This window comes from Mumia sp. (genome assembly GCF_028803055.1).
Classification (GTDB): Bacteria; Actinomycetota; Actinomycetes; order Propionibacteriales; family Nocardioidaceae; genus Mumia.
This window is the reverse complement of sequence record NZ_JARBCJ010000070.1, coordinates 1-15,268: the sequence shown is the minus strand read 5'-3', so window position 1 is coordinate 15,268 and position 15,268 is coordinate 1. Positions and strand designations below refer to the sequence as shown.

Here is a 15,268-nt window from a genome sequence, read left to right as displayed (position 1 = left end):
CTTGCCGTGGTTGAGCACGATGATGCGCTCGGAGATGTCCATCACCAGCCCCATGTCGTGCTCGATGAGGACGATGCCGATCCCCAGGTCGCGGATCCGCCGGATGAGGGCGACCAGCTGCTGCTTCTCGTTGTGGTTCAGGCCGGCGGCCGGCTCGTCGAGCAGCAGCAGGCGGGGCTTCGTGGCGAGGGCACGAGCGATCTCCACCCGACGCTGCTCGCCGTACGGGAGCTGGGTCACGTAGAGGTCCTCGTCGCCGGTGAAGCCGACGAAGTCGAGCCACCCACGCGCCTCCTCGAGGCACTGCCGCTCGCTGCGCTTGTAGCGCGGGGTGTGCAGCATGGCGTCGTACCAGCGCTGACGCAGGGCAGCGTGCATCGCGGTCTTGACGTTGTCGAGGACCGACAGCTCCCGGAACAGCCGCAGGTTCTGGAAGGTACGGGCCATCCCCGCCTTCGTGATCGTCGACGGCAGCGACCGTACGATCGAGCGGCCCTTGAACGTGATCGATCCGCTGGTGGGACGGTAGAACCCGGAGATGCAGTTGAAGGCGGACGTCTTGCCCGCCCCGTTCGGACCGATGACCGAGAGGATCTCGCCCGAGCGCACCGACATCGACAGTCCGTCCACGGCCTTCACGCCGCCGAAGGCCAGGTGCAGGTCGGTGACCTCGAGCAGGACCTCTCCGGTCTCCGTGGTGGTCGCGGTCATCGGTTCTCTCCTTCCCGGCGCGCGAGCAGGTCGCCGCCGGTGTCCTCGCCCTCGTTCAGCTCAGCCTCGTCGCGCGACTCAGGGGCCGAGTCCTGCTCCACCTCGTCGACGTCCTCGTCGACGTGCTTGTCCTTGGACCACGGGAGGACGGCCGTCGCGGGCCAGATGCCCGTCGGACGGAAGATCATGGTCACGACCAGCAGCACACCGAAGAGCAGGAACCGCCACTCCGCGAACTCCCGCAGGAACTCAGGCGCCAGCGAGACGAACAGCGCGCCGATGATGACGCCGGGCACCGAGCCCATCCCGCCGAGCACGACGGCCATGAGGATCAACGCCGAGTAGAGGAACAAGAAGCTGTTGGGGGAGATCGCGGTGAGGTGCGTCCCCATCAGCTGCCCGGCGAGTCCCGCCCAGACCGCACCGATGATGTAGGCGGTGATCTTGGTGACGTAGGTGTTGATGCCCATCGCCTCGGCGGCGTCCTCGTCGTCGCGGACCGCCTTCCACGCGCGGCCCATCTTGCCGCGGGCGAGTCGCCCGAGTGCTACCACTCCGACGAGGCCGACGATCACGGCGACGAAGTAGTAGAAGACGACCTTGCCGTTGAAGAAGATGCCCGCGATGGTGACGCCGTCGGCGAGGTCCCAGCCGAAGAGCTGCCACGAGGGGATCCCGTGGATGCCGGACGGGCCCCCGGTGATCTCCAGGTTGTTGGCCGTGAGGCGGATGATCTCGCCGAACCCGAGCGTGACGATCGCGAGGTAGTCGCTGCGCAGCCGCAGCGTCGGACCGCCGATGACGATGCCGGCGATGATGCAGGCGACGATGACGCCGGGCACGGCGAAGACCATCGACCAGCCGAAGTGGGTGGTCAGGATGCCCGACGTGTAGGCGCCGACCGCGAAGAACGCGATGTAACCGAGGTCGAGGAGGCCCGCATAGCCGACCACGACGTTGAGACCGAGCGCGAGCATCACGTAGATGAGTGCCGTGGTCATGATCGAGATCGTGTACGGCGACGCGTTGATGAACGGCAGGAGCAGCACGAAGGCGAATGCGGCGATGCCGAGCAGCCGCAGCACGCTGTCGTCGCTGCGCCAACCACGGGAACGCTCGGGACGGGCGCGGGTCGGGGCGGGCGCGGTGATGGAGGCCTGAGTCTTCATCGGGTCACATCCGCTCGACGACGCGGGCACCGAGGATGCCGGTCGGCTTGAACGACAAGAAGATGATCAGACAGGCGAACGAGAACACGTCGCGCCACTCCCCTCCGAGCCAGGCGGTCCCGAAGGACTCGAGCAGACCGAGCGTCAGTCCGCCGAGCATCGCGCCGTACAGGTTCCCGATGCCGCCGATCACCGCGGCCGTGAATGCCTTGATGCCGATCACGAACCCCATGAGGAAGTCGATCGAGCCGTAGTAGGCGCCGGCCATGACGCCTGCGGCGCCGGCCAGTGCCGAGCCGATGAAGAAGACCCGCGAGATGACGCGGTTGACGTTGATGCCCATCAGGGTCGAGGCCGCGGGGTCCAGGGCGATGGCGCGCATCGCGCGGCCCTCCCGCGTGCGGTTCACGTAGAACGCGAGCACGACCATCAGGAGTGCGGCGAGGGCCATCAGCACCAGCTGTGCGGTGGAGATGCGAGCGCCGATGAACTCGACGCTGCCTCCGCTGACCCGCACGGGGTACGCCTTGGGGGACGGGCCGAAGATCTGGCGGACCGCGTACTCGAGGGTGAAGGACATGCCCACCGCGGTGATGAGGACCGCCAACCGTGGTGACGATCTCAACGGTCTGTACGCCACGCGCTCGACCGTCACCCCGAGCAGTCCGGTGAAGATCATCGCGACCAGCACGAGCAGGACGAGTGTCGGGATGGTGGCCGCTGCGGCGAGGCCACCGAAGGACGTCAGCAGGACGAAGCCGACGAAGGCGCCGATCATGTAGACGTCGCCGTGGGCGAAGTTGAGCAGCTTGATGATCCCGTACACCATGCTGTAGCCGAGCGCGATGAGGGCGTAGAACGACCCGACGAACAGGCCGTTGATGATGATCTGCGACATGAGGCTCCGATCGTGATCCAGCGATACGGGGTCCCGGCCCCACAGGAGCCGGGACCCCTCTCAGACGTCAGCCCTGCAGGTCGTCGTGCAGGACGAACGAGCCGTCGTCGCCGATCGTCACGATCGCGAAGCCGCCCTCGGCGAGGGTGCCTTCCTCGGTGAAGGTGATCGGACCGGAGAAGGCGGGGAACCCGTCGAGGTCGCGCAGCGCGGCGTCGATGTCCTTCATCTCGGTGGAGTCGGCGTTCTTGATCGCCTCGGCCATCACCCGGACCGCGTCGTAGGACTGCGTCGAGTACGGGCCAGGCTCGTCGCCGAACTTCTTCGTGTAGTCGGCGATCCAGTCCTCGGCACCCTCGAGCATGTCGGGCGTCTGGGTGAAGGTCGCGTAGACGTTGTCGGTGTAGTCCTTGCCGGAGATCTCCGCGAAGCTGGCATCGACCGAGCCGTCACCGGCGAGGAACGTGCCCTTGTAGCCGGCGTCCTTGGACTGGCGGTTCAGCAGGCCGCCCTCCTGGTAGTAGCCCGTCCAGTAGACGAAGTCGGCGCCGGACTTCACGAGCTTGTTGGCCTCGGCGGAGTAGTCCTTCTCCTTCGGCGTCATGGTCGCGTCCAGCACGACGTCGAGACCGGCGGACTTGGCCTGCTCGACGAACGAGTCGGCGAGGTCGACGGAGTAGTCGGTCGAGTCGTCGATCACCGCGATCTTGGAGGCACCCTCCTTCTTCGCGAACGCGACGGCGGCGGCGGCCTGCTGGGTGCCGGTGCCGTTGATGAGGAAGACGTTCTCCTGGTCGGCCTCGACGAGCGCGTTGGAGTTGGCCGCCGGGATGACCATCGGCACCTCGGCCTGCAGGAAGATCGGGAGCGTCGGGAGCGTCGCGCCCGAGCAGTAGCCGCCCACCGACGCCACGACTCCCTGGGAGACGAGCTTGTTGGCGGCCGCGACGGCGGTCGTCGCGTCGCACCCGTCGTCCTGGGTCACGAGCTCGATGTCCTTGCCGTCGATGCCGCCGTCGGCGTTGATCTCCTCGACGGCGAGGGCGGCGCCGTTCTTCATGTAGTCGCCGAACGCGCTCTCCGTACCGGAGAAGGGGGCGAGCATGCCGAACTTGATCGTGTCGCCGGACTTCTCGTCGTCGCTTCCACCGACGCCACCGCCGCAACCTGCGACGGCAGTCGCGAGAGCGACGCTGGCGGCCAGATAGCGGGCGCGCCGCCAGACCGACGCGGACCGAGTGCTCTTCATGCGTGTTCCTTCCTCGTCGGCGCGGGTCATCGCCGTGCCTTGATATGTGACATATTACATATCACGTGACGCGGATTACGCGGAAGTAAATAGGGAAAACAGTTGGGTTACAACGTCGCCGACGGCGTGGTGTCCTCCGCCACACCGCTCCACCAGCCGAGGACGTGACCGATGTGGCGTGACATCAGCTCGCTCGCCGCCGCCCCGTCGCCGGCCTCCAGGAAGTCGAGGAGGGCCTCGTGCTCGTCGATCGACGCCCGGAGCTGCTCGCGGGTGATCTTGGCGGCGATGCCCACCGTGCGTGTCTGGTCGCGCAGGTTGCCGACGACCTCGACGAGGATCGGGTTGCCCAGGAGCGCGAGGAGACCGAGGTGAAGCTCCTTGTCGGCCCGGACGTAGGTCGGGAAGTCCCGCGCGTCGGCCGCGTCGCGGACGCGGACGACGAGCGCGTCGAAGGCGGGCCGGTCCGCCGCGGTGAACCGCTCGGCGACGTCGAGCATCGTGGGGCACTCCAGCAGGCGCCTGGTCCGTACGAGGTTGGAGAGCTCGTCACGCCCGACCTCGCGGACGCGGAAGCCCTTGTTGCGCACGGGGACGACGAAACCGCGACGAGCGAGGTTGAGCATCGCCTCGCGCACCGGCGTGGCCGACACCTCGTACTGTGACGCGAGCACAGGGACGGTGAGCAGCTCGTGCGGCTCCACGAGGCCGGTGACGATCGCCGCGGTCAGCGACTCCTCGATCTGCTCGCGCAGGCTGTGACCGGGCTCGATCCGGCGGGACGTCCAGGTCGGCAATGGACCCACTCCTCGATCAGTGATGCGTCACATAGTACCGACCCTTGCACCGTGGGCACCTTGGTCCTCGTATCTCGACGAGAGGTGCCGGATATGGCGAACACCACACCGTTTGGCGACTCGAACAACAATTCGTCCGGCGTTGGACATAGCGAGAGCATCCCACCAGCGACGAGGGGAAAGGGCATGACCATCGCGACCGAACTGCGCACCGAGACCGGCCGTGGCCGCGGCTGGGAGGGCTTCGTCGACGGGCCGTGGCAGACCCGCATCGACGTCCGGGACTTCATCCAGCGCAACTACACGCCGTACGACGGCGACAGTACGTTCCTCGCCGGCCCGACCGAACGGACCAGCGCGCTCTGGCGCCGGGTCAGCAGTCTCTTCCCCGAGGAGCGCGAGAAGGGCGTCTACGACGTCGACTGGCACACTCCGGCCGGCATCACCGCCCACGCGCCCGGCTACATCGACCGGGCGAACGAGCTCATCGTCGGGCTTCAGACCGATGCTCCGCTCAAGCGGGCGATGATGCCCAACGGTGGGTGGCGCATGGTCGAGAACGCCCTCGAGACGTACGGCTACCCGGTCGACCCGATGCTCAAGAAGGTCTTCACCGAGTACCGCAAGACCCACAACCAGGGTGTCTTCGACGCCTACCCGCCCTCGGTGCGCGCGGCCCGTTCGTCGCACGTCATCACCGGCCTCCCGGACGCCTACGGACGAGGCCGCATCATCGGCGACTACCGCCGCGTGGCGCTGTACGGGGTCGACGCCCTCATCGCCGACAAGCGCAACGACCGGGCCCTCCTCGACCGTCAGCCTGCGTCGGAGGACATCATCCGCGCCCGCGAGGAGAACAGCGAGCAGATCCGCGCGCTCCAGGAGCTCGGGCAGATGGCCGCCTCGTACGGGTTCGACATCTCGCAGCCGGCGACGAACGCCCGTGAGGCCGTCCAGTGGACCTACTTCGCCTACCTCGGCGCCGTGAAGGAGCAGAACGGTGCCGCGATGTCGCTCGGTCGCACGGCGACCTTCCTCGACATCTACCTCGAGCGCGACCTGGCCCGTGGCGACCTGACCGAGTCTCAGGCGCAGGAGCTGATCGACGACTTCGTCATCAAGCTGCGCATCGTCCGCTTCCTTCGGACGCCCGAGTACGACGCCCTGTTCAGCGGCGACCCGACCTGGGTGACGGAGTCGCTCGCGGGCATGGGCGACGACGGGCGCCCTCTGGTCACCAAGACGACGTTCCGCTACCTCCAGACCCTCTACAACCTCGGTCCCGCGCCGGAGCCGAACCTCACCGTGCTGTGGAGCGACCGGCTCCCCGAGGGATTCAAGCGCTTCGCCGCGCAGGTCTCGATCGACACGTCGGCCATCCAGTACGAGTCCGACCACCACATCCGTGAGTGGTGGGGTGACGACGCGGCCATCGCGTGCTGTGTGTCCCCGATGCGCGTCGGCAAGCAGATGCAGTTCTTCGGCGCGCGGGTGAACCTCGCCAAGACCTTGCTCTACGCCATCAACGGCGGCCGCGACGAGATCACCGGCAAGCAGGTCGGACCGGCCGCCTCGCCGGTCGACGAGGGACCGCTGGACTACCGCGACGTGATGAAGCGCTTCGACGCCGAGATGGACTGGCTCGCCGGGACGTACGTGGAGGCGCTCAACGTCATCCACTACATGCACGACAAGTACGCCTACGAGCGGCTCGAGATGGCGCTGCACGACACCGACGTGCTGCGGACGATGGCGTGCGGCATCGCAGGGCTGTCGGTGGCCGCGGACTCGTTGTCGGCGATCAAGTACGCACGCGTGGTCCCGGTCTTCGACGAGCGAGGGATCGTCGTGGACTTCGACACCACCGGCGACTTCCCGACCTTCGGCAACGACGACGACCGGGTCGACGCCATCGCGCGCGACCTCGTCGAGCGGTTCATGGAGAAGCTGCGCGCCTACCCGACCTACCGGGACGCGCTTCACACGCAGTCGGTCCTCACCATCACGTCCAACGTCGTCTACGGCAAGGCCACCGGCAACACCCCGGACGGACGCCGCCGGGGCGAGCCGTTCGCGCCGGGCGCCAACCCGATGAACGGGCGTGACACCCACGGGATGCTCGCCAGCGCGCTGTCGGTGGCGAAGCTCGCCTACGACGACGCGCAGGACGGCATCTCGCTGACGAACACCGTGGTGCCGTCGGGACTCGGTCGCACGAAGGAGGAGCAGGTCACGAACCTCGTCGGCCTCCTCGACGCCTACACCGGCTCCGACGGCTACCACATGAACGTCAACGTCCTGAACCGCGAGACCCTCGAGGACGCGATGGAGCACCCGGAGAAGTACCCGCAGCTCACCGTCCGGGTGTCGGGGTACGCAGTGAACTTCGTCCGCCTCACGCGCGAGCAGCAGCTCGACGTGCTGTCGCGCACGTTCCACGGGGCCGTCGCCTGATGACCGCCACCGTTCTCGCCGACCTCCCCGCGGTCGAGCTCGACCGCGAGGAGCGGCTGGCGGCGATGCGCTCCGGCGAGGTGGGGGCGGTCCACTCCTGGGAGCTCGTGACGGCGGTCGACGGGCCTGGGACCCGGATGACGACGTTCCTGACCGGATGCCCGTTGCGCTGCCTCTACTGCCAGAACCCCGACACCTGGAGGATGCGTGACGGCACGGAGGTGCGCGCCGACGACCTGGTCGCCCGCGTCGCGCGCTACCGGCCGGTGTTCGAGGCGACCGGCGGCGGCCTCACGCTGTCGGGCGGTGAGCCGTTGATGCAGCCGCGGTTCGTCGCCCGTGTCCTGCGCGGGGTGAAGCAGCTGGGGGTGCGTACGGCGCTCGACACCTCGGGCTTCCTCGGTGCCGCCGCGACCGACGAGATGCTCGACGACGTCGACCTGGTGCTGCTCGACGTCAAGGCCGGGGACGAGGAGACCTACCGGCGTGCGACCGGCCGCACCCTCCGACCGACGATCGACTTCGGAGACCGCCTGGCAGCGCGGGGAACCGAGGTCTGGGTGCGGTTCGTGCTCGTTCCCGGGCTGACCGACGCTGTCGACAACGTCGAGAACGTGGCGCGGATCGTCGAGCGCTGGCCCAACGTCACCCGCGTCGAGATCCTCCCCTTCCACCAGCTGGGCCGCGGGAAGTGGGAGCGGCTCGACACCCCGTACGCGCTCGCCGACGTCGCGCCGCCCTCACCCGAGCTGGTCGCGCGGGTCCGCCGCCAGTTCGAGGCGCACGGTCTGCCGACGTACGTCGGCTGACCCTCAGTCGTCGCGCTCGCTGCCCTGGTAGAGGCGGTCGCGTCCCGGGCCGCCCCGCAGGACGTCCCTGCCTGGACCACCCTCGAGCGTGTCGTTGCCCGGGCCACCCCACAGGCGGTCGCGCCCACGGTTGCCCTCGATGTCGTCGTTGCCCGACCCGCCGCGGAGACGGTCGTTGCCCACGCCGCCCTGCAGGTCGTCGTTGCCGGAGCCGCCCCAGATGCGGTCGTTGCCGGAGCCGCCCTCGATGTCGTCGCCTCGGGACCCGCCGTACAGGCGGTCGCTGCCGGTGCCGCCCTCGAGGTCGTCCTCGCCGGCGCCGCCGCAGATGACGTCGTTGCCGCCGAGCCCTCGGATGTCGTCCTCGCCGCCGAGCCCGGCGATCACGTCCCGCCCACCGGTGCCGCGGATGTTGTCGTCGCCGGCGGTGCCGACGATCGTGGCCCGGAGACCACCGCAGGTGGCTGCCTGGGCAGCGTCCGCGGAGCCGGCCGTGAGGGCAAGGCCGGCGATCCCGAGCACGGATGCCGCTCCGAGGGCCGCGCTCCGGCGGCGGATGCTGGTGCGAGTCATGGGTCTCTCCTTCGGCAGGGGATCTGGTCGCTGTCCCTCCAGACAACCCCCGATCGGGCCGCTCTGCACGAACGGCTCAGTCAGGCCAGGAGGGAGAGCGCCCGGCGAGCGCGACGACCCGGTCGAGCAGGGGAGCGTCCGCAGCCACCGGCAGCGGAGGCCCGAACAACCCCTCGCGCGCCTCGGCCTGCTCCGGCGCCGCCGACTCCTCGACGAAGCGGTGGACGATGGTGAGGGCTTCCGGGTCGACCTCGTACGGCTGGCCGGTGGCGCGGGCGAGGTCCCAACCGTGCAGCACGATCTCGTCCAGGGCCACGACGCCGGCGATCTCCGCAGGCATCGTGACGCCTCCCGCCGTCGCCTCACCTGTCCACGCCTCCGGAGACCGCCAGGCCTCGGCGAGCGCATCGAGGCGCTGCGGGATCCGCTCTCGCCACCCCGGGGAGAGACCTGCGTCCGACGGTTGCGGTGGGGCGGCGAGCGCCGGGTCGTCGGACTTGCGGGCCGCGAGCGTGAAGGCGAGGGCAAGTCCGTCGAGATGGTCCAGCAGGGTCGCGACGTCGTACTCGCACGGGGTCGGCCGACCGAGCTCGCCGTCGTCGACGCCCTCGAGCAGAGCGCTGACGCGACGGGCGGCGGGGCCGAGGTCCAGAAGATCAGGCACGGGTGAGCCTCTCGTCGTTTCGGGTCCGGTCACATCCCCGACTCGGCAAGCCTCCCAAAATCATCGGCACGCCAACCCATCAGTCCGTCAGCCCATCAGTCCCTCAGCCCGTCAGGTCGGCGACGAGCTGCGCGGTCTCGCGGTCGACGACCTCGGTGCTGACGTACCCACGGCGTCCTTGCGCGATGTACTGCTGCGACCGCTCGGCTCGTCGACCAGCGTGCCCAGCATGTCGAAGACCACAGCCTCGGGGTCGGTGGATCCGGTCCATGTCTCCCCGCCTGCGCGAGCCGGCTCAGACGTCGGCGGCGTCGACGATCCGGTAGGCGTAGCCCTGCTCGGCGAGGAACCGCTGCCGGTGCTGGGCGAACTCCGCGTCGACGGTGTCCCGGGCGACGACGGCGTAGAAGCGCGCCGTACGGCCGTCGCCCTTGGGGCGCAGCAGGCGCCCGAGACGCTGCGCCTCCTCCTGCCGCGACCCGAACGAGCCCGACACCTGGATCGCGACGGACGCCTCGGGCAGGTCGACGGAGAAGTTGGCGACCTTGGAGACGACGAGGAGCCCGATCTCCCCGGTACGGAAGGCTGCGAACAGCGCCTCGCGCTCCTTGACCGACGTCTCGCCCTTGATCAGCGGAGCGCCCAGACGCTCGGCGAGGTCGTCCAGCTGGTCGATGTACTGGCCGATCACCAGCGTCGGCTCGCCACGGTGCTCCTCGACGAGTCGCTCGACGACGTCGGTCTTGCGGTCGGTCGAGGCCGCGAGCCGGTAGCGCACGTCGGCCTCGGCCGTGGCGTAGACGATCCGCTCGGAGTCGCTCAGGGTCACCCGCACCTCGACGCAGTCCGCGGGGGCGATGTAGCCCTGTGCCTCGATGTCCTTCCACGGCGCGTCGTACCGCTTCGGGCCGATCAGGCTGAAGACGTCACCCTCGTGACCGTCCTCGCGCACCAGGGTCGCGGTGAGGCCGATGCGGCGGCGGGCCTGCAGGTCGGCGGTCATCCGGAAGATCGGAGCCGGCAGCAGGTGGACCTCGTCATAGATGATCAGGCCCCAGTCGCGCGCGTCGAACAGCTCGAGGTGGGGATAGACCCCCTTCCGCCGCGTGGTCATCACCTGATAGGTCGCGATGGTGACCGGGCGGACCTCCTTCTTGGCGCCGGAGTACTCGCCGATCTCGTCCTCGGTCAACGTCGTACGGCGGAGCAGCTCCTCCTTCCACTGCCGCGCCGAGACCGTGTTGGTCACGAGGATCAAGGTCGTCGAGCTGGCCTGGGCCATCGCCGCGGCACCGACGATCGTCTTGCCCGCACCGCACGGCAGCACGACGACGCCGGACCCGCCGTGCCAGAAGGACTCGACCGCCTCCGACTGGTACGGCCGCAGGTGCCACTCGCCGTCGGACAGGCTGATGGCGTGAGCCTCGCCGTCGACGTACCCGGCGAGGTCCTCCGCGGGCCAGCCCACCTTGAGCAGCGCCTGCTTGAGGGACCCGCGCTCGCTGGGGTGGACCACGACGGTGTCGTCGTCGATGCGGTCGCCGAGCATGCCCTGGATGCGCTTGGCACGGACGACCTCCTCGAGCACGGGCCGGTCGGTGGTGGAGAGAACGAGGCCGTGCACCGGGTGGTTCTCGAGTCGGAGGCGGCCGTAGCGAGACATGGTCTCCGCGACGTCGACCAGCAGCGCGTGCGGGACGGGATAGCGCGAGTAGTCCATCAAGGCGTCCACGACCTGCTCGGCGTCGTGGCCGGCGGCCCGGGCGTTCCACAGTCCGAGCGGGGTGATCCGGTAGGTGTGGATGTGCTCGGGCGAGCGCTCCAGCTCGGCGAAGGGCGCGATGACCCGACGACACTCGGCAGCCTGCTCGTGGTCGACCTCGAGCAGCAGCGTCTTGTCGGACTGCACGATCAGCGGTCCGTCGGTCATGCGATACCTCCAGGGATCGGGCGCGACTTCTGGCGCGCCCGGTAGGCCGCGACGTTCGCGCGGGAGGAGCACCGCTCGGAGCAGAATCGCCGCGAGCGGTTGGGTGAGAGGTCGACATAGGTGTTGGTGCACGCATGGGCGGCGCACACGCCGAGCCTCGCCGGCGTCAGGTCGCAGACGAGCGTGGCGAGCCCCATGAGGGACTCGGCCACCAGCAGCTCCGCGACCGAGGCCGCGCGGTCGGCGACGTGCAGCCGCCATCCGCTCGCGGCGCCGTCGGCGACCTTCGTGGTGTCGGTGGCGGTGTCGGTGGCCGTTGCGTCGGTGGGGACGATGAGAGGCGTGATCCGGTGCGACGCGAGCAGTGCGTTGAGGGAGTAGACCACCGCGTCGGGCTGTCCGGCGCTGCCCTGCTCGAAGACCGTGCGCAGCCGGCGCTGGAAGCGTCGGAGCGCGCGGACGTCGCGCTCGGTGGCCTGCCGGACCAGCCACTGGCGCTCGCGGAGGTGGGCGCGGACGTCGTCGACGGTGACCAGGCGGGCGTTCACGAGCTCGGCGGCGCGCTCGGCGTACCCGACGAAGTCCATCCCTCCATCCTACTGGCGCACTCCCGTCGGCGGTAAGGCCTGGAAGCCGCTTTGGACCTCACCTACCGCCCGGTAGTATGTAAGACGTAGCGGCAGAGATGCCTGTTACCCGTCACCCTCGCCGATGTACCCCCCCGACATGGCGAGGGTGATGTCGTGTGCGGGGGTCGGGGGCGTCAGCGCCGTGGCGCGACCAGGAGCGGCTGCATCACGAAGCCGCAGAGCCCGTCCGTGTCGCTGGCGACCGCGTGGGCGACCCCGGTGCCGCGCGGCTGCGACCACGAGGCCGCCTCGAGGTGCACCCACTCCGACGACGGCGGCCGCTGGAGCGTCACGCCGAGACCTGGCGGGATGAAGAGCCAGTCACGCAGGTCCAGGTTCGCGCTCACACCGTTCGCGGAGTCCGCGACCACCATCAGCCGCGCGAGGGCCGAGGTGTCCTCGCCCGCCACGAGCGGGACCCGCGCGCGCATCCAGACGCTGGTCGCGCCGTCGTCGGCCGACGCCTGTCCGTCCGGCGCGCCGACGACGTACCGCCACTCGATCGCCCGCCCGTACCCCCAGTCCGGCCGCACCCCGACCATCGGCGGATGAGGCTGCGGGGCAGGGAGTCCGGGCACGGCGGTGGTGGCGCCGGTGGCGGGGGCGCGCCCGTCCTCGTGGGACACCAGCCACGCCCGGGCGCTGGCGGCGGCCCGCCTGTCCGCCGTCAGCGTCGCCTCCACCAGCCGCACGCGGCGGCCCGGGCGGAGCGTCGTGACGGCGACCTCGCAGACGCCCTGCGGGATCGGGCCGAGGAAGTCGACGTCGATCTTGGCCACGGCCATCGACGCGTCGTCCACGCCGTGCTCGATCGCGCGGGCGAGCAGCGCCGACGGCGGTCCCCCGTGCTGCGCACGGGGATCCCACGGGCTCTCGGTGGCTGCGGTCGATCGGAAGGCGTGGTCGTCCTCGCGCTCGTAGAAGCTCGCGGCGGGGAGCTCGGGCAGCGGCACCGTGGTGCTCGACGTGGAGAGTTCGCTCACGGAGCGGACGCTACCTGCACGATCCGGTGGACCGCGAAGCGCTGCACACGCTGGGAACGGTGATCGAAGGCGGTGAGCCATCCCGCGTCCACCCGCAGCGGCTCCACGACCCGCTCGGTCCGGGTGCCCGCCTGGTCCATGTAGGCGACCCAGACCGGCTCCTGCGCGTCCGCGGCCTCCCGCAGCTGGGCCATGGTCGCGAGCGAGCCCTGGTGCTCGTCGCGGCCGCCGACCGGTCGCAACGACGCCGCACGCTCGCCGGCGCGGATCGCGCGTACGGCCTCGGCCGGGTCGCCCATCCTCCGGACGCCGGCGTCGACCACCTCGGCGCGGCGCTGGTCGCGACGACGCACCCGAAGGACGCCGCCCGGCTCCTCGCCGACAGGTCGGTGCCCTGCGGTCGAGAGCCGGTCGGCGAGCACCTCGTGCCGGACCGTGCTGACGGCGACGGTCGGGGCGATCCGGTGCAGCATCGGGCCGATGGTCGGGTCGGCGAGCAGCGCCTCGAGCTCCGCGGGGTCGTCGGAGCGGAGGTACGCCGACGCGTCGCCGATCCGCAGCCGGCCGTGCTGCCGTGCGGTGTCGTCGACGAGGTAGGTCAGCGGCTGCGGGATCGGCGTCACCGACACCTGCTCGACGAAGGCGTGGATCTCGCTGGCCGGCCAACCGCGGTCGAGAGCGCGGCGTACGGAGTCGGCCGTGAAGCGGTAGACGGTCGCACCGCCGCGCGACTCGACGTCGGCGACGTCCTCGAGCCGGTCACGGACGGCGGGCTCGAGCGGGCCAGGGGCGACCGCGGTGAGGTCAGCCTGAACGAGAACGTGGTCGACCCGGGACGGCAGCAGCCCTTCCACGACCGCCGCGGCGTCCGGGAGCCCGAGACCGGCGCCGGCAGGACTCAGCGCATCCAGGGTGACGACACCGAGCCGGGTCGCCTCGACGAGCGTTCGTCGCACCAGGTCGTCGCGATCGGCGTCGGCCCGAGGCACGGCCCACGCCACTGCCTCGACGACCTCTTCGGCGTCGACGTAGGCGGCCCCGTCGAGCGACGACAGCACGCGGAGCACCTGTGTCCGCACCCGGCGCCCAGGGCCGGCGAGCCACGCCGTGGCGACCGCCACCCACCGGGCGGCGGGCGGGCTGTCGCGCCACGTGTCGAACAGTGTCGTGGGGGCCCACACCTCACCGGCGCCGTCATCCGGTGCGCGGCCCAGCAGACCGGCGGACTCGGTGAGGTCGAGCAGGAACTCGACGTGGTCGACCGTGACGCCGAGTGCTGTGGCGGCGTTGCGGACGTCGCGGACGCCTCGCCCGCCGGAGCGGAGGACCGGTGGAGGACTCTCGCCCCACGACCCGAGCAGGTGCTCGAGACGTTGCAGGACCTCCATCACCGTGCCCGCGCTCGCGTTGCGATGACGGCGGTCGTCGACCTCGCGGGTGCGCACCGGCGGCGGCCCGTCGTAGGGGCCTCGTGGCCCGTAGGTCCGCAGCACCTCTCGCGCCTCGCGGACGACGTGCCACGCGCCGTCACGCCCCCAGACCAGTGCGCTCGCGTGCAGACGGGCCACCATCGCCGCGATGCGGGCGTCGTCGGCGTCGACCTGCCGGCGCAGTCCGTCCAGCGACACCGGCGGCTCGAGGGCCGCCATCGCGGCGAGCGTCGAGAGGTGAGCGGTGTCGAGCCGGTCCAGGGCCCACAGCACCGAGGGTCGCGAGGCGGCTCGAGACGCGAGCTGTCCGATATCGGCCGGCGGGGTCGCCCCAAGGTCCGGACGTGCGCGCAGCAGGACGACCAGCGCCTCGTCGCTACGGGCCCGGAGGTCGTCCGCGAGGGTGCGCGGTGGGGCGTCGGACATCGTCATCCCTCCCACGGTAGTCCGGGGGCGGGAGCGTCCCGCACTACGCTTCCCCCATGCCTCGTACGCGCGATCTCCTGTCCCGTCTCGTCTCCACGCTGACTCGTGGTCGCGCGTCGTCTCCGCGGACGTCGCAGAGCACGGCAGGAGCGTCAGGCGCTCTCGACATGACCTACGGGCCGACGCCGGACGGACGGCCCGACCCGGGCGAGATCGTCTGGACGTGGGTCGCGTACGAGGATGACCCGAGTCAGGGCAAGGACCGCCCCGTGCTGGTCGTCGGCCGGCGCGGACCCGGGCTGGTCGGCGTGATGCTGAGCAGCAAGGACCACGACCGGGATGCTGCCGACGAGGCCCGGTGGGGACGCCAGTGGCTCGACATCGGGGCCGGCGGGTGGGACCCTCGGCGGCGTCCCAGCGAGGTGCGGCTCGACCGCCTGATCACGGTCGATCCGAGCCGCGTCCGGCGGGAGGGTGCGGTGCTCGACCGGCCGCGCTTCGACGCCGTCGTCGCGGGTGTCCGCCAGTACGCCGACGTGGGCTGAC

At 70.3% G+C, this 15,268-nt stretch carries 14 protein-coding genes; 3 read left to right on the top strand and 11 right to left on the bottom strand.

Annotated elements, in window-relative coordinates; translation table 11 throughout:
• From PV363_RS08755 to PV363_RS08735, 5 genes are all read right to left on the bottom strand, one after another.
• Nucleotides 1-711, bottom strand: a 711-nt coding sequence (locus tag PV363_RS08755) for an ABC transporter ATP-binding protein (RefSeq protein WP_301022141.1), incomplete at its 3' end; no start/stop codon positions are given.
• Nucleotides 708-1,880, bottom strand: a complete 1,173-nt coding sequence (locus tag PV363_RS08750; protein ID WP_301022140.1) for a branched-chain amino acid ABC transporter permease — start codon at nucleotides 1,878-1,880, stop codon at nucleotides 708-710. The genes PV363_RS08750 and PV363_RS08755, both read right to left, overlap by 4 nt.
• Before the next feature lie 4 nt (nucleotides 1,881-1,884).
• Nucleotides 1,885-2,778 (bottom strand): branched-chain amino acid ABC transporter permease, encoded by an 894-nt coding sequence (locus tag PV363_RS08745; protein WP_220343515.1) that lies wholly within the window; start codon nucleotides 2,776-2,778, stop codon nucleotides 1,885-1,887.
• A gap of 67 nt (nucleotides 2,779-2,845) precedes the next feature.
• A complete protein-coding gene (locus PV363_RS08740; protein ID WP_220343516.1) occupies nucleotides 2,846-4,027 on the bottom strand; it encodes a branched-chain amino acid ABC transporter substrate-binding protein in 1,182 nt (393 codons plus the stop codon).
• Between the two features lie 107 nt (nucleotides 4,028-4,134).
• Complete coding sequence (locus PV363_RS08735; RefSeq protein WP_220343517.1) at nucleotides 4,135-4,824, bottom strand: GntR family transcriptional regulator; 690 nt, start codon at nucleotides 4,822-4,824, stop codon at nucleotides 4,135-4,137.
• Between the two features lie 186 nt (nucleotides 4,825-5,010).
• Between PV363_RS08735 and pflB the strand changes: the two genes are divergently transcribed.
• Entirely contained in the window at nucleotides 5,011-7,278 is a 2,268-nt protein-coding gene (gene pflB / locus PV363_RS08730) for a formate C-acetyltransferase (RefSeq protein ID WP_220343518.1), read from the top strand.
• Nucleotides 7,278-8,087, top strand: coding sequence for a pyruvate formate-lyase-activating protein (gene pflA / locus PV363_RS08725; protein WP_220343519.1), 810 nt, complete (start codon nucleotides 7,278-7,280; stop codon nucleotides 8,085-8,087). Before pflB ends, pflA begins: the two co-directional genes overlap by 1 nt.
• A gap of 3 nt (nucleotides 8,088-8,090) precedes the next feature.
• On the opposite strand, the gene PV363_RS08720 is transcribed toward pflA, so the two are convergent.
• The 6 genes from PV363_RS08720 to PV363_RS08695 form a co-directional block, all read right to left on the bottom strand.
• Nucleotides 8,091-8,660, bottom strand: a complete 570-nt coding sequence (locus tag PV363_RS08720) for a calcium-binding protein (protein WP_220366202.1) — start codon at nucleotides 8,658-8,660, stop codon at nucleotides 8,091-8,093.
• Between the two features lie 76 nt (nucleotides 8,661-8,736).
• Nucleotides 8,737-9,324: a TIGR03086 family metal-binding protein gene (locus PV363_RS08715; RefSeq protein ID WP_301022139.1), complete on the bottom strand. Its 588-nt coding sequence runs from the start codon at nucleotides 9,322-9,324 to the stop codon at nucleotides 8,737-8,739.
• Between the two features lie 295 nt (nucleotides 9,325-9,619).
• Nucleotides 9,620-11,254 carry a DNA repair helicase XPB gene (locus PV363_RS08710; protein WP_220343521.1) on the bottom strand — a complete coding sequence of 545 codons (1,635 nt, stop codon included), beginning with the start codon at nucleotides 11,252-11,254 and terminating at the stop codon, nucleotides 9,620-9,622.
• Nucleotides 11,251-11,841, bottom strand: coding sequence for a CGNR zinc finger domain-containing protein (locus PV363_RS08705; protein ID WP_220343522.1), 591 nt, complete (start codon nucleotides 11,839-11,841; stop codon nucleotides 11,251-11,253). The genes PV363_RS08710 and PV363_RS08705 overlap by 4 nt, the downstream gene beginning before the upstream one ends.
• Nucleotides 11,842-12,017: 176 nt before the next feature.
• A complete protein-coding gene (locus PV363_RS08700; RefSeq protein WP_301022138.1) occupies nucleotides 12,018-12,866 on the bottom strand; it encodes a thioesterase family protein in 849 nt (282 codons plus the stop codon).
• The gene (locus PV363_RS08695) at nucleotides 12,863-14,728 is read right to left on the bottom strand and encodes a helicase-associated domain-containing protein (RefSeq protein WP_220343524.1); all 1,866 of its coding nucleotides are present in this window, start codon (nucleotides 14,726-14,728) and stop codon (nucleotides 12,863-12,865) included. The genes PV363_RS08700 and PV363_RS08695 overlap by 4 nt, the downstream gene beginning before the upstream one ends.
• 50 nt (nucleotides 14,729-14,778) lie before the next feature.
• Here PV363_RS08695 and PV363_RS08690 point away from each other — a divergent pair, with 50 nt between their 5' ends.
• Nucleotides 14,779-15,267 carry a type II toxin-antitoxin system PemK/MazF family toxin gene (locus PV363_RS08690; protein ID WP_255559642.1) on the top strand — a complete coding sequence of 163 codons (489 nt, stop codon included), beginning with the start codon at nucleotides 14,779-14,781 and terminating at the stop codon, nucleotides 15,265-15,267.
• Nucleotide 15,268 lies beyond the last annotated feature (1 nt).